Source organism: Marinagarivorans algicola, from assembly GCF_001292705.1.
GTDB classification, from domain to species: Bacteria; Pseudomonadota; Gammaproteobacteria; order Pseudomonadales; family Cellvibrionaceae; genus Marinagarivorans; species Marinagarivorans algicola.
The window spans coordinates 1-15,829 of sequence record NZ_LGAK01000046.1; the positions used below are offsets into that span (position 1 = coordinate 1).

A 15,829-nucleotide genomic window follows, 5' to 3' on the forward strand; every position below is an offset into this window, starting at 1 on the left:
GACAAGAGCGATATTATTCTCGACAGATATAAATTTAGAGGCGCTGACATTATTGTCGTACTACAAGGCTCGATTTCAAATTGAATTTTTATTCAGAGATGCTAAACAGCACACCGGTTTGACACACTGCCAATCACGCTGCTCAGAAGCCATCGACAATCAGGTCAACGCATCATTAACGACTCTCAATCTACTCAAGATTGAGGATAGAAATCAAAAACAAACGACTGGGAAAACAGTCATATCGATAGCGAGCTGGAAACGACGAAAGTCCAACCAACATCTGCTCTCAAGAGTTTTTGATAGGTTAGGTTTAAGCCTGAAATCGATTAAAGTCTGTAATGTATACGAAGAGCTGAGTGATTACGGGCTTATAGCTTCATGATAACTGTCTGCAGTGTTGCAAGTTATGAATAGCGTATAACAGTTTATTAGCTAGAATTAGGCCATACTAACGCCCGCTCTGACCAGCCTAATTTTAAAGGCGTAAACACTACATCTCTCAACGCTAGAGCACAAGGGCGCCACACTCACCTATTTTGTTACACGTTTTTCACAAGGCTGGCCTTAATGCCCTTATTACACAACTGATTTGCGTCTTTATAAAAACCGACTACGCCAGCGGTGCCGATATTAGAACGGCATGGAGCAGCTTGGCCACACGATCTAAGTGGCACTCAAATTTACACGCACGTCCTTCAACAAGATGCTAACGGAGTACGCAGTCCATGTTCTCACCTGCCATCCAGTTAGCCCTACCCCTTCACAATGCTATAATCTTCACCCCAAAACTGTAAGCGCAAAACATTCTGCAGGCACTCTTAAAAACACAGTAAAAAAACGGCCTAGTAAACATCCCGCTGGTAGCGATGTTCAGCGATAAGGCGCTTCATATAATCATCTACAGCCGCGGGATCTCGATGCCCATGCTGAGCAATTACCGCGCGAATGGCGGCATCGACATCAGCGGCCATACGTGTTGCATCGCCACAAATATACACATAGCCACCAGCCTCTAGCCACGCAAAAAACTCTGCACCTTGCGCCATAATTAAGGTTTGAACATAAACTTTTTCGGCCGTATCACGAGACCAAGCCAAGCTTAAGCGATCGAGTATACCGGCGTTTTGCCAGTGTTGAATTTGATTGCGATAGAGGTAATCGTGTTGTTCGTGCTGATCGCCAAAAAACAACCAGTTTTTGCCTGGCGCTTGGCGCGCTTCACGCTCTTCTAAAAAGGCTCGAAAAGGAGCAATCCCTGTGCCTGGGCCAATCATCATTAACGGCGCATTATCGTCGACCGGTAGATGAAAATGTGCCGAGCGCTGCAAGTAAACACCGACCGTGCTACCCGCGCCTAAACGCTCACCCAAAAACGTGGAGGCTACGCCTTTGCGCGCAGTGTTATGTAAAGTGTAATGCACCTGGCCTACGGTTAAATGTACTTCGCCGGGGTGCGCTTTAGGGCTAGAGGCAATAGAGTATAAGCGAGGCTGTAATAGCCGTAAGCCATCCACGAATGTTTGTGCCGCTAGAGGTTTATCGACCGCACGCAGTACATCAATTACCTGAGCGTCATGACCTAACGGTTCAACACCCCAAGTCTCTAGTGTTTTGGCATTGACCGTTGTGATATCTAGCTGTGTTAAAAGCGCGGCACGCAAAGAAGCCGGCCCCGCTTTTAGCTGCACACTCTCGCGACCACTGAAGTGCAATGTATCTAAAAGCGCTTGTACTTCTTTGGCGCAATTAACTGGCCATACGCCCAACGCATCGCCAACCGCGTAATCGAGCTCGTCGGTACCGCCGGCTAAAGAAATTTCAATATGGTTAACTCGCTTAGCCGATTTTGGGCCACTCAAATTTTCAGTCACCATTAATGTGGCTAAAAAAGGACTGTTTTTATCAAACTTGGGCCCCACCTCTGGCTCAACAGTACCTGAGGCCGCACCGGCTGCGTGCATAAAAGCCTCACTGGCAAATGCGGCTTTTTGCCAGTGCGCAAAGTCATCTTCAAAGGCGACATCACAAGAGGCAAGCGCATGCACCCGTGTCGCGCCTAGTGCCTCTAGCCGGGCATCAATATCTTTAGCGCACTGGTTAAAAAAAGCATAACTTGAATCGCCCAAGCCACACACACTAAAATTCACATCGGCACTTAAACGGGGTGCGTTGTCAGACATGAGCGTGTTATAAAAAGCCTGTGCATTATCGGGCGGCTCACCCTCGCCAAATGTCGAACAAATAATTAATACGTGCTTCATTTGCGCTAAATCTTGTGGGTCTACCCCGTCGAGTTCACTCACCGCAGCATCAAACCCTTGCGTTTTTGCAAACTTACGCAAGCCTTTGCTCAGTGCTTCAGCATTACCTGATTGTGAGCCGTACAAAATACTCATGGCGGTACCAGGCACATCACCGGTATCACCTTGTGCCGCCATAGCAATCGCATTAAGCCCCGTCAAAAGGCCATTGAGCCATGTTTTTTGTTCACCTTCAAACGGCGCCGTTTCATCTAAAAAAGCAGCGGGCGCTTTAGCATGCGTGGCGCCAATAGCCGCGGCTAATTGGTTAACAATATTTTTTTCAGCCATGTTTTTTGTTTCTTCACTCATAGGGGTTACCTGTATTTTTTGCGAGCAACGCTGATGACACAACCATTACGCTTTTAACAATAATGCCTGTAATTGTTGAATGGTGTGGCGGCGAGTAAAGGCTAAAAACGACTCCTCCCCCTCACGCAAAGCCAGGTATTGCTCGATCATATATTCGACTAAGGGATCGATATCGGCCGCCGCAATAGGGCCGCAAAACTCTTGCGCTAAGCCTCTGTCGTCATCGGTGCCGCCACCTAATACAATGTTGTAGCCTTCTGAACCATCGGCCGTTGCAGCGCCAATCATGCCGATATCACCAATATAATGTTGCGCACAGGTGTGATGGCAACCGGTAAGATGAATGTTAATGGGTTGATCGAGGACAAACTTTGACTCTAAGTATTTAACCAAACGCGTTGCGTCTTGCTTGGTGTAGGCCCCTGCAAATTTGCAGGCCCACTTACCAGTGCAAGCAATGGCGCCAGCGGCAAATGATGAGGCGTTAACGCTCAAGCCTAGCGCTTCAATCTCGGCAACAACAGCCTCTGTATCGGCATCGGCAATATGTGGGATTATGAGGTTTTGCCATACCGTGAGCCGAATATCATTTTGGCCATATTTTTGCGCTATTTTAGCAATGCCGCGCATTTGCTCGGGCATCATTTTGCCTACCTCTAAGGCAACGCCTACATAATTAAGGCCCTCTTGCTTTTGCGCGTGTATACCAATATGTGCTTGTCGCTTAATTTTGGCCCGTGGCGCATCATATGCTTGGCTCAAGCGCATTAATTGCACATCGTTACCCAGCGCATTCAGCTTTTGTTGGGTGCGCTCAATAAACCAATCAAAGCCATGCTTATCTAATACATATTTTAAGCGTGCTTTTTTACGGTTGGTGCGATCGGCATGCTCGATATAAACGCGTAACATGGCCTCGGCAATGGCCGGCGTGTCGGCCGGCTTACACACAATACCGGTATCACGGGCAAAATCTAAATGGCCTGTAATCCCGCCCAGTAAAATACGGCAGTACACATCAGGGGCAACGCCAACGGGGTTATCATTGACTTTAACGGCTAAAAAACCAATATCGTTAGTATCACTCACACAAGAGATGGAACCCCCGTTATCAAAGGCAATATTAAACTTGCGGGGCAAACCATTTAAGTCGCGATTATTTAAAATAATATGCCCAAGCTTAATGCCGTATTGATGCAAATCAATTAACTCTGCCACATCAAACCCTGCCGTTGGCGTGGCGGTAATATTGCGTGCGCTATCAGCGCCTGAGCCTGTGCAACTCAACCCCATATCATAGAGCCCAGCAAATAAATCCAACACGCGATTGGGCATAATTTCTCGCAATTGAAAGTTGCCCCGCGTGGTTAAATGGGCATAACCACCGGCCACATTTTCGGCCAAGTCACCGAGCAAACCTAATTGATCACCGCGCATTTTACACGCTGGAATACGCAAGCGGCACATGTAACCTGGGCTATTAGGTTCCACATTAAAAATGCCAAAGTGGCGAAACATAAATTGATCAATGCCTTCGGCAATTTGATTGCGATCATTGAGCTGAACAATTTTATCCCATAGGTCTAATGGATGAGTGTCGTATTTAGCTAGCTCTTCTTTGCACAGGTCTTCAATGGGTGTGCCATATAAAGTTTTAGGGGCTTCTTTTTTAGCCCCGCCGTCAAATGCTTTATGCAAATTTAACTTTTCAAGAATACCAGCAAGGTAGGCTTGCTGCTCTGATGTAAAACCTTTGGCTTGCGGTTTGTCCGTTGCGATCATGAGGGTTACTCTTTGTAGTGTGTGTGGCTACCACACCCAATAGATGACTAAATGATTCACTTAATGATAAAAAAGATAAGCCATTAAGCTTAGCGATATCATCTAAGAGCAAATAAAAGGCCAACTAGCGCTCTACAAAAAAATATTCAATATCCCCTAAAAAAACATTACTTACCTAAAAAATGCACCGCAAAAAAACAGCACACCCTCATAAGCACAAAAATAAAACATATTATTGGTATGAGAAAAAATACGTCACGATAAAAATGCTTTATCGTGACTCTTTACGCACTACAATAGGTCATCACTAAGTTACAAATAATCACATCCACAAAATATGTTTATTTCAATTTCGGTGGCGTGAAAAAATCAGGGGTTAGTGCAACCGATTCAGCAAAAGACACCAACACAAAGGGGCGAGAACCCGAACGGTAAAAACCCTGAAGAACAATCGTCGCCACTCGGCTAGAGTGAGTCGCCGTCTCAAAAATAGCGAGCTCTAAAGCCGGTTCGCCATCAGGCCCAACCACCGCCCGCCAACGTGTTTGCGCGAATGTAATATGGGGTAAATACAGCCTATTGCTGCCTTGCTCATCATGTAAATAAAGTACGTCCGATAAATGCGCAATCACATAGTCGTCATCACCAGCGCCACCTTTCACCTCTGGCGCGCTAAAGCCCGATCGAATCACCAGCGTGTCATTGCCCTCGCCACCGTCAAGGCGGTCACCAAACAACCAATCATCCCCCTCACCACCCATCAACCAATGGCCCTCACTTGTATCAACGAGTACATCATTGCCCTTATCACCATCCAACGAGCGATTGCTCGCCCCCCCCAACAGCACATCAGGTAATGTCGAGCCACCAGTCATAGGCTCGGCGGCATAATTTAATTGTCCTTGATATTCCTGCTCATCACCATCTATTAGGCGCACCACTAAATTATGCCGCCGCGCGCTTAATCTCAGCGACGCCAGTGTTATCACAGCTTCACCTTGCGCTATCACAATATCAACAGCTTGCTTTTTTCCTTCGGCCCACAGTTCAATGCGCTCTATATCGGCATTAGGTAAGGTCACAACAATGTGTATATCAGCCAGTGTTATTTCTTGATCACTCGCAGCCGCTTCATAGGGTGTTAAGGCGTAGGTCGCTGGTGCTGGCGGCACTGTTGCAACGCGATACTGTACATTCAGCGGCTTCACATCATGCCCACTGACAGACTTTGGCCACACAGCCAGTTGTTGAGGCCACGCATTGTGAAGCAATTGTAAAAAATGCACCTCAAACCATTCGCTTGCGTTAGGACTATTGGGTAAAGCCTCTGTCAATAACGGATCACAGGCCATCAAGGTGCCATCGCCGTCAGACTCGCCAGGTGGTTTAAGCCATGTATACGCATGAATAAAATCATGCTCGGCGCTCGGCGTAGCACGCGGAAGCTCACCCATACCCGCCAATGCATGATTACACCAGTCAGCACGCGAACGCCTTTGATCTAAGCGGTAGCTGTCACCAAAACCTGACGCCAAGGGGCGGTAAGCACCACCCCAGCCATTGCGTGCGGTATCGATTAAAGCACCAACCTCCAGCCCCTGTGCTTTTAACCTCGCTGTAAAGTCACCGGCATAATCCAGCGCCGTGAGGTAAGTATTGTAATTATAAAAGCGCGAATTACTGGTATCTGAAGCCAGTATGTACGGCTCGGTCAGTGGAATATACTCGGCAACATTCGTGCCTATGCCCGATAATACAGCCCCTTGCACGCCGTCCCGATTGTGCGCTTCGCTCACCCAAGCCACCAGCTCAGCCACTGCGCTATCCATATGCCAGCCCAACCAAGCAGCATGAGCCACATCTATATACGCATAAAGGTTCGGCACCTGAGCAAACGACGCCAAGGCATAAACAACGCCTTTACGGTATAACGCAATTTCATCCTCGCAGACGTTGGTACCGTTTTCTTTGGCATCGACAGTCATCGCCAGCGCACCAGGCTCAATATCGATAACCATACGTACATGCGGGTGTGCAAACGCGAGCGCTTGAATAATATCAACTGTTTGCTGATATCGCGCTAAACCTTCGGTGGTGGGGGCATTATCACCCGGCGCGGCACCTGAGCTGCAATCTCGCCCGGGCAAGTCAAATAGCACCAACGGCATTACAACTGCTTGCCCCAATGCTTGCGCCTGCGCCTCGGCTTTATGTAGATGTGCTAATAAGCTCATGCGACCATCACGTGTAGGGCCACATAGCTTCGCCTGATGATCCAACCAAATCCCAGTCGACTGCCGAGTCATTAAATCGATAGCATCCTGCCACGGCCCAGCATCACCGCGGATTGATTGCACGCGTCTCACATAATCAGCATCAATATAAGCCTTCGCATCCACAAATGGATTACCAGGCGCTGTCACCCCGCTCGCCTGTAGCGTGATGCCGCGACAAGCCATCGTAATAACACTTGAAGCCACTGACGAATCACTACTGACCTGCGACGATGAACTTGCCATACCGATACTCGAGGCCGCACTGCTATTGGAGCTTTGATAGCCATGGCTTGAGGCTGCATGCGATGACACCGAAAAACGACTCGAGCGGCTACTGCTATGACTATTAATACTGGTACTACTCTTAGCATGACTGCTGGTACTTTTATCAGACACGGCAAGGCTCGATGAAGCCTCCACTACCGCAGGTAACAACAGCACTGCCGCATCAATATGACCATCAGCAAACTGTACATTCAATACCGCAAAAGATTCACGCTGTTGCGGGGGTACCAATAGCTTTAACCTAACGCCACTGCTCTCGCCATCAGCACTGCCATCGTTTTTATGAATCACCGTAGAGCTGAGCAGCTGAACGCGGGCTGTGTTGTAGCGCCAACTAAAGACAAGGTCACTGAGCACCACCGCGGGCATCGGCTGTTTCGACAAATACACATTGGCGTCCAGTACCCGCTCACCCGAGGTATCGCTATTATCACTGCTGCCGCCCAATACAGTAAAAGGCTCGGGGTGTAGACGTCGCGCCAGTGGTAATACAGTAATCGTTTTCGTGAACGTTTGATGCATACCTTTAACGCGCGCGGTCAGATGCAAGACAACCTCTTGCGACTCACTCACAAAGGGCAGTACAACATTGGCATTAAGCGTATTCGGCTGCTGAATATACACCTTGGGGCCAGAAGCTTGCTGCCAAGTCACACTATCCAGTTCCGCATGAGAGGAGACTACCGGCTTAAGCTCTAGCACCATCCCGCTGTCAGCATATTCAAGGGGCGGATTTAAAGCCACCAATGCCCCATTCGGTGCCGATGAGACCACTGGCGCCTCAACGGTATGCTCCGAGCCGCAAGCCCACAAAAGCAATACACACAACACGACACTCGCCACACGCACACATCGAGAGAAATCACTCACATTAAAACTCCCACCGCAAGCCCGCTTGCAGCCCATCATTTTGGTAGTAAGCGTGTGCCATAAGGCGCTGGTAAATCACAAAGCCTGAGAGTCCACGCGGTAAAATCCACGCAAGGCCAGCCTCTAAGGTTAATTGGGTTTGATCATCGTAAATCGCTTGTTGACGCGCAAAATCAGGCGCATGATGAGCTGTTGCCTGCGATGATATAATGCGCTCACTCCCTATACTCAGCTGTGGTAATAAAACACCCCAGGCAAAGGTAGCGGCATAATCTACATGCAGACTCACAACCGCTTGCCAGTGATTGTTCGTACCACCGTTAAACACTTGCCCCCTTGCCGCCGAATCATGAATACTCGAGCGCTCATAAAGCACACCCACACTCGGCATAAGTTGCCAGCCCTGTGCAGCAAACGCATAATCCACACTGGCATAAGCAAATTGACTTGCGCCACTTGTGTGCCCCCAATAACCGCTAGGCTCATTATTACGCCCAAAACCATCACCTACGCGCCAGTCAAAAGCATGCCGGCTTATACCCAGTTGTGCCTGCGCCAATAATACGTCTCCTTGATAGCTCATCATGCCAATAAGCGAGGTTTCTGTATTGTCTAAGCGCTCAAGTAGCGTGGTATTGTGCACATCAAAGTCTGCTTTGCCTTGCGAATAACCGATCGCCCCTCCCAAAAACCAGCGTCGCCCCGCTAAAAAATCGGCGCCCACTGTAAAACCTGACGAATCACCTTGGTAAGCGGGCTGATACACCGTCTCCTTTTGTTGACTTGCATCGGTATGGGCACTTACAAATAAACCACCAGCAGGCATTAAACTATCGCCAGCACCCAAACCAGCCAACGGTATCTGGTGTCGGTTGAGTGCTGCAAAGCTCGCCCCTAGGCGCGCAAATTGATTCAGTGCTCGGCGGTGAGTAGCCACACTCGCGCTCGCCATCGCGACAATGGCCAGCGGCGCCATTGTCGCTTGTGCTGGTACATTACCTACCGAAATGAGCACAGTGGCTGAGGCCACCCCCGAAGCATTTTGAATGCGATAGGTAAAGCGATCATAGCCTACAAAATTTTGATTGGGTTGGTACCTTAAACCGCCGCTAGCTTGCATGACCGAGCCATTGGCAGGCTGGCTGAACTGAATAATCTTCAGCGCACCATCATCACTGACATCATTGCTCAGCACATCAATCAAGATAGGGGTTTCGGCAGGCACAGTGCGCGAGTCATTTTCAGCATTGAGTAGTGCGTGGATAGGCACTGCGTACAAAGCGCTTGCCAGCACTACACTACAGCTACTGTATATAATCAAACGTTCAAGGGAATAGCGAGCCTGCCATTTAAGAGCAGGCCGTCTTTTGCCTGCTAATAGCCCCGTTAATATCGAAAAATATACCCGTACAAACTTCTTTTTAAGCGTCGGTAAAACCGATAGAGCAAACAACATAAAACATCCGATTTGACAAGCAAAGCCATGACTTAACAGTAGACTCGCTGTAAAAAATTAAGACATTAGCGTGGTATGCTAGCTTACGGCTTTTTGTGCCAAACACTATGTGAGACATTCGTTAAACACGCTAAAGAATAGGACATGCAGTTTACTCAAGCTATCAAAAAAATCACAACTTGAGCGGGCAAAGCTATAATTAATAGCTCCATAATACGCATTCTGGCACGTACATCTGCTTAAGTTCAAAAACTTGTCATTATTCAACCAAGTTGACACGCCTCACCTGAAAGAGGGCTCATGGATTATCGCCTAGGCATTTAAGCTCCGAGCCCTATAGAGGAAAACAGGTTAGATAACGCAGGGGTATAAAGCGGCAATGGCTGGGGTGGCCCAGCCTATGATTCATGCGCTCAGTTTAGGTATCTCTGAATGGGTTATATCATCGTTCCAGCAGCAAGCGCCATCGCACGTTTTTTTAAGTGTGTGCTCTGGTTAAATATGTGCATTCCTGTATTGCGCAATAATGTAAAATAAGGGCTGCGCTGTTCAAAAGACATTTTAAACAGCGCCATCGCTTTAATCGCCGCGGCATTATGTAATTTTCGACGGCGCTGATAGCGCGTGACAACACAAGGCGCCTGTACCGATAAACCTCTGCGTTCAGCGCGGCCCAGCTCGTCGACCAACACCGACACATCGGCAAAACCTAAATTCACACCCTGCCCAGCTAAAGGGTGTAATGTATGTGCAGCATCGCCCACTAAAACAACTCCTCTCGTGCCATATTGCTCTGCATGCTGTTCAAGTAAAGGAATCAGTGCTCGGTGATACACACCTAGCACGCGCCCCAACCGCTTTTCTATGCCTCGTTCGAGCGCAAGTGCCAATGCGCTATCATCTAGCTGCGACAGCGCATGGGCCTTATTGTTGTCTTGTGACCATACAATGGCACAATAGTGCTTATCACCCACGAAGGGTAATGGCAAAAAAGCCAAGGGGCCATCACTACTAAAACACTGATACGCTGCCGCGTTATGCCCGCGCTCTAGCTCAACGGTCGCGACGATCGCACTTTGCCCGTAGGGCTTTTTTTGAACGGGAATATTGGCCGCATCTCGTATAAACGAGTGCGCACCATCGGCAGCGACCACCAAATTTGCCTTGACCCGCTCCCCCGAGCTCAAACCAATAACTTTTACGCCATCATTACCCTCACTGAAAGCAACCACAGGGTTATTGGCGATCATTTGAATACGTGATTGCCCTGCAACGCCTTGTAATAATTCGCTCACTAACGCCTCGCTTTGTGCAATGACGCCTAATCGCTCCATATGGTTATCTGATGCGCTAAAATTTACCTCACCGGTCCCTTCGCCATCCCACACATGCATATCCCGGTAAGTGCAATGCGTATGTGGCTGCGCTAGCGGGTTGATACCCAATTGCGTTAAAAAACGCAAAGATGTCTCGTTCAGGGCTACAACGCGGCTGCTCGCAATATCCTCCTCAGCACTTTCTCGCAGATTGGCTGATGGTAATGCAGAGCCTGTAATCAGTGTAATGCGCCACTGCGTGTGCTTCGCTAATGCCAGCGCTAGTGTCGCGCCAGCCAGTGCCCCCCCTACAATCGCGATATCTGTTTGAATTGCCACTTCAACTCCCAATAAAATATAGTGATACGCTCAGTCGCGTAAAAAAGTAAACCTTGATAGGGTCAAATCAATCTTGGTGCGGTCACGTCACCACAAGCAACTTCGCCCTCGTTAATACGTGCACCAATCCGTAAAGGAACAAACAATCAACCCTCTGCCTTACCATTCAACGCGCATTGAACGCAAAGAATAAAAACTACGTCTTTTGTCAGCTCAATAAGCCCTGTAATATGTCAACATTGAAGATGCAGCAATACACGATAATAGGCTAACGCCTACTTTGACGGGCCGCTCCAATGACAAGCGAGTACCCCTCAGAGTCTTAACTGGCGTTACTGTAAGCCCGATGCTGCAAAGTCTAACCCTCTATACTCTGAATACAAGTACAGAATCCATCCGGCCATTATGCTTAAAGCCTCAAAGCCAGATTCGATAAGGGTGTGCGCATTGAGCAAACAATATGCGACTCACTCCATTAAATAACACGCCTAAAGACGCTCACTTGCCAGTCTTTACGCAGCTCACTTAAACGAGGCTTGAATGAAAGCACACTGCAATACCGGTTCACAAGTCAACTGTAGCGAATGCCGATTGAGCGATTTATGCTTACCTATCAGCTTATTGCGCAATGATATTAATCAACTCGATCAAATTATTCAGCGTGGACGCCCACTCCAAAAAAACGATGCGCTGTATTATGCCGGCAGCGAATTTAAATCGGTATTTGCTGTGCGCTCTGGCGCATTTAAAACCGTGTGCGTGAGTGCTGATGGTATCGAGCAAATTACAGGCTTTTATTTACCCGGCGAAATACTCGGTATGGACGGTATTGCCACAAGCGTTCATACCAACACCGCCATTGCTTTAGAGACCAGCTCGGTCTGCGATATTCCCTTTCACCGCTTAGAAGAGCTAAGCCTTAAACTACCTAGCCTGCAACGTCGATTTTTCCAAGTGATGGGCAAAGAAATCGCATCAGATCAGGCTTTAATTAGCCTACTCAGTAAAAACAGTGCCGAAGAAAAAATGGCCTTTTTACTGCTTAGCATCTCCCAGCGCAATAGCCAAAGGGGCTTAGCTGCTGCTGAATTTTACTTGCCCATGTCACGCTCCGATATTGCTAACCACCTCGGTTTAACCATCGAGACGGTTAGTCGCGTGTTGGGGCGACTGCATAAACTAGGTATTATTTGTCTCGATAAAAAACATGTCATTATTCAAGACATGGCACAACTCAAAAAACGTATCACCGGCGACGCTTTTACCTAAATGCTACCACAAATACTACGACTGCAGTATCGAGAACGCTTGAAGTATCGAGAAAAGCAGCGGTAACCAAGAGTGCTTAAGCATGACTTATACTGAGATTAAACGCATCATCACAGTCATAGGAATATGCCATGAACACGCTCATCGTAATTTTACTTTCTATTTTTTGCCATACCCTTTGGCTCAATATGAAATAAGCCTAGCACGCAACTCATGAGGCGTTGATTAATGACTCTGACGCCCGATAAACCAGTAACTTCAATTGCTGTTCAGTATCAATATCAGGAAAATCGGCGCTGGGCTTTAGCCGCTCAATAAAGGTCAATGCTGGGGCTTGCTCGGCAAATAAGTCTTTGAGGTAATCGCTGCTAAACTCGGGGGCGTTTAAACACGCCAGCACCTGCCCGCCAGGGCTTAACAACTCGGGCAATCGGCGCACCACTTTTTGGTAATCCTTGGTGGCCACAAAACTCCCCTTTTGAAAACTTGGCGGGTCGACAATAACCGCATCGTAAGGCCCCATTTTTTTAATTTTTCCCCACGACTTCAGAATATCGACACCTAAAAATTTTACTTTTTGCGTATCGTGATTATTTAAGCGGTGATTTTCACGACCAACAGTGAGCGAGCGACGGCTTAAATCAACATTCACCACATCACTTGCGCCAGCATCAATCGCCACAACCGAAAAGGCACAGGTATACGCAAATAAGTTAAGTACTTTTGCGTCACCTGTTTTGGCTTTTGCAGCAACCACGCCCTCTAGCCAAACACGGCCAGGCTCCATATCTAAAAAATAGCCGCAATTTTGCTGGTTAAAATCCAAGCGATATTGCTGATTGCCGCGCTGTGCAACAACTTGCGGTAAATCTTCGCGATTACCCTGCTCCCAAAAATACGGCGCGCCATGCATGTCGCGGCGCTGGACGGCAAAAAATGGCAACGCTTGGGGTAAATACTGCTTAATACACGCCACTGCTGCAGCGAGTTGCGCAGGCGGCGGGGTCGCAAAAACGGTTAACAATACGACAGGCGCAAAGACATCGACGGTACACCACTCCCAGCGGGCAAAACACTGTCCGCGGCCATGGAATATACGCCGACTATTGATGAAGGACGTCGTAGTAGAGCCTGCGAGAGCGTCAAAATAGCGGCGACAAGGCGTTTCAAAAACGGCTAAGTCGTCTAGGATCATGGCATTATTTTTGGTCATCGGAGGTATCTTTCGGTAAACGGCCAACAGGGTATAACACCACATCGTCATAGCCGGTATTGACAGGAATAAGGCCCGCCCACAGCTCATCGAGCTCAGCACAACCAGAATCTAATAGCAGTGGCCGACCATGAAGTGTGCGCAGCTTGGTTTTTGTCGCTACGACATTAACGTGCTCTTTGCCTATACGTTTAAGTAGCTCGGGGGTAATTTGCTGATTACCGCGACCAATAATATGGCCCTGACCGCCAATAGCCGTCACGACTAACTCAATCACACCTGTGTGGTCTGCCGCTAGAGCATTAAGTTGCTGGGCATTCACATCGCGGATTAAATCACCCGAAGGCATAAGGACATCCACTCCGAGCAAGGTCCCTTCATGACCCCACTCCTTTAAAAGACCCAGCGTGGTTGATCCTGGCGCCCAAACAATGAGTGCATCGGGGCTAAAGTGTTCACGTAGATACTCGGCAATATCAAACAACACCAAAGCTTCGCTTTCCATGCCGCCTTGCTTGACGGCCTGTACATACTCGGCAGCTGCGGGCACCGGCATTTCACCAAAGTATTGCGCTTTAACGCGGCCTTGACGAAACTCATTTTCATCAATGTCGCGTACCTCTTGTAAGCTGGTACTCATGAGTACGCCGCTAAGCAATTGAATCATCAACTCGGCCGCGCATTGTGGGTTAATTGCATACACACCCGAGTGCATTTTCACACCAGAGGGAATACCCAAGACCAATTGCTCACTCCCCACGGCACGGTAGATATCCCTTGCGGTACCGTCGCCGCCGGCAAACACTAAAATATCGACCCCTTGGCGCTGTATGGCTTGAGCAAATACTTGCGTGTCTTGTGCCGTGGTTTGCACGTTAACAGCCCCACTGACCACTGTGTGCGCAACCCCCCAAAGACTGAGCCAATCAGCGCCCATTTGCTGAGGAGCCGAAATCACCTCAATACCCAAAGGTAAGGAGGTTAACGCACTAGCCTCGAGTGCCTGCGCAATTAAGCGCCAAAAGGTGTGTGCCCGTGCAGGCGCCCGCAAGGGTATTTTCCCTTGGGCGGCGGCGCTTTGTAGCTCGATTAAATCACTTCCCTTAAACCCTGCAGGACCGCCAATGCCCGCATAGGGGTTAATCAAAAACCCAATCCGTAGCGTGCTTTTTATGTCGTTTGATACACTTGAGTGATTGCTGTCGCTTTGATGACTTGTCATACCCATACCGCTATTGAATACTGTTTTAATACTGGGATTAAGTTGTCGCTATTGAACGCCATTCACTAATTGTAAAAAGTCATGTATATCGCCCTTACCCTCAGGGCAAAAGTAATGAGCTAGCTCGCGGCGCTGCCAATAGTGTTTACGCAGCCGGTCAAATGCGGTGCTAATGGGACGCTTAGCATTGAGCACATCAGCAATCAGTGCGTTATCGGCTTGTAGGTTATAGGTTTTTAGCACCGCCTCATTAATACTGCTTGCGGTTAATGGCTCCGGCTCACCCAGTACCGCACTTTTAACCTCCGCCATGCGTGTAGCAATAACATGAGGGTCCATGTTAAGGCTTGTCGCCAGAGCTTCAAAAATCATTAACGAGCCATTTAATTTACCTTCAAAACTATATCCGGCAATATGAGGGGTACCGCATTTCACCATACTCATAAGCGGAGTGAAAATATCGGGCTCACCCTGCCATACATCTAATACGACATTCAATGATGGTGTATTTTGTAAATGCTCAAATAACGCAAGATTGTCAATCACCTCGCCACGCCCAGCATTTATGAGCAACGCATTCGGATTCAACTGCTTTAAATTATGTGTATTCATGAGCTTTTGCGTCGGGTGCGGGCCATCAACCGTTAAAGGTGTATGCATGCAAATAATATCGGCCGCTAACACATTTTGCAGTGTGGTGAGCTCTGGAATATGTGCTGCGCTTTTAAACGGGTCACTCACTTTTACACTAACACCCAAGGCCTTTAAGGTGCGGTAAAGCCGCCCACCCACATTGCCGCAGCCTACAATACCCACTGTTTTTGTAGCCCAATCAGGACTATAGGTGGCCATGGCAGCGAGCGCATATTGCACAACGCCCCCTGCATTACAGCCTGGAGCTGCCGACCAAGCAATACCCGATTGCTCTAAAAAATTTTTATCAAGATGGTCAGTTCCTATTGTACAAGTCCCGACAAACCGTACGTTGCTACGCGCTAATAATGCCGAATCGACCTGCGTCACCGAGCGCACCAGTAAAACATCAGCGCCGGCTAAATCGTCAGCGCTCATCGTGCGACCAGGCAATTTAATCATGTGCCCCAAATGACCAAACAAAGTCTCTAGTGCCGGAATATTTTCATCAGCAACAATTTTAAGCCTATCCACAGTACCGCACCCTTACTTT

10 protein-coding genes are annotated in these 15,829 nt (G+C 48.3%); 2 read left to right on the forward strand and 8 right to left on the reverse strand.

Annotation, left to right across the window (positions count from 1 at the left end; all coding sequences use genetic code 11):
- Nucleotides 1-385 (forward strand): transposase (locus AC438_RS13360; protein ID WP_156317084.1); only part of this gene is annotated, 385 nt, incomplete at its 5' end.
- 460 nt (nt 386-845) lie between these two features.
- Here AC438_RS13360 and AC438_RS13365 read toward each other — a convergent pair.
- The 5 genes from AC438_RS13365 to AC438_RS13385 all read right to left on the reverse strand — a co-directional run bounded on the left by AC438_RS13365 (nt 846) and on the right by AC438_RS13385 (nt 10,939).
- Complete coding sequence (locus AC438_RS13365) at nt 846-2,615, reverse strand: diflavin oxidoreductase (protein WP_053981771.1); 1,770 nt, start codon at nt 2,613-2,615, stop codon at nt 846-848.
- Between the two features lie 45 nt (nt 2,616-2,660).
- A complete protein-coding gene (locus tag AC438_RS13370; RefSeq protein ID WP_053981772.1) occupies nt 2,661-4,397 on the reverse strand; it encodes a NirA family protein in 1,737 nt (578 codons plus the stop codon).
- Between the two features lie 341 nt (nt 4,398-4,738).
- Nucleotides 4,739-7,828, reverse strand: coding sequence for a glycoside hydrolase family 6 protein (locus AC438_RS13375; RefSeq protein WP_162230748.1), 3,090 nt, complete (start codon nt 7,826-7,828; stop codon nt 4,739-4,741).
- Between the two features lies 1 nt (nt 7,829).
- Nucleotides 7,830-9,284: an autotransporter domain-containing protein gene (locus AC438_RS13380; RefSeq protein ID WP_082354164.1), complete on the reverse strand. Its 1,455-nt coding sequence runs from the start codon at nt 9,282-9,284 to the stop codon at nt 7,830-7,832.
- Between the two features lie 437 nt (nt 9,285-9,721).
- Nucleotides 9,722-10,939, reverse strand: coding sequence for an FAD-dependent monooxygenase (locus AC438_RS13385; protein WP_053981775.1), 1,218 nt, complete (start codon nt 10,937-10,939; stop codon nt 9,722-9,724).
- Between the two features lie 540 nt (nt 10,940-11,479).
- Between AC438_RS13385 and fnr the strand changes: the two genes are divergently transcribed.
- Nucleotides 11,480-12,208, forward strand: a complete 729-nt coding sequence (fnr, locus tag AC438_RS13390) for a fumarate/nitrate reduction transcriptional regulator Fnr (RefSeq protein ID WP_053981776.1) — start codon at nt 11,480-11,482, stop codon at nt 12,206-12,208.
- A 211-nt stretch (nt 12,209-12,419) separates the two neighbouring features.
- Here fnr and AC438_RS13395 read toward each other — a convergent pair whose 3' ends face one another.
- From AC438_RS13395 to AC438_RS13405, 3 genes are read right to left on the reverse strand one after another with little or no spacing between them, the layout of a single operon-like run.
- Complete coding sequence (locus AC438_RS13395; RefSeq protein WP_238376399.1) at nt 12,420-13,421, reverse strand: class I SAM-dependent methyltransferase; 1,002 nt, start codon at nt 13,419-13,421, stop codon at nt 12,420-12,422.
- Nucleotides 13,408-14,643: an ATP-NAD kinase family protein gene (locus AC438_RS13400; protein ID WP_082354166.1), complete on the reverse strand. Its 1,236-nt coding sequence runs from the start codon at nt 14,641-14,643 to the stop codon at nt 13,408-13,410. Before AC438_RS13400 ends, AC438_RS13395 begins: the two co-directional genes overlap by 14 nt.
- A gap of 48 nt (nt 14,644-14,691) precedes the next feature.
- The gene (locus AC438_RS13405) at nt 14,692-15,810 is read right to left on the reverse strand and encodes a 4-phosphoerythronate dehydrogenase (RefSeq protein WP_053981777.1); all 1,119 of its coding nucleotides are present in this window, start codon (nt 15,808-15,810) and stop codon (nt 14,692-14,694) included.
- Nucleotides 15,811-15,829 lie beyond the last annotated feature (19 nt).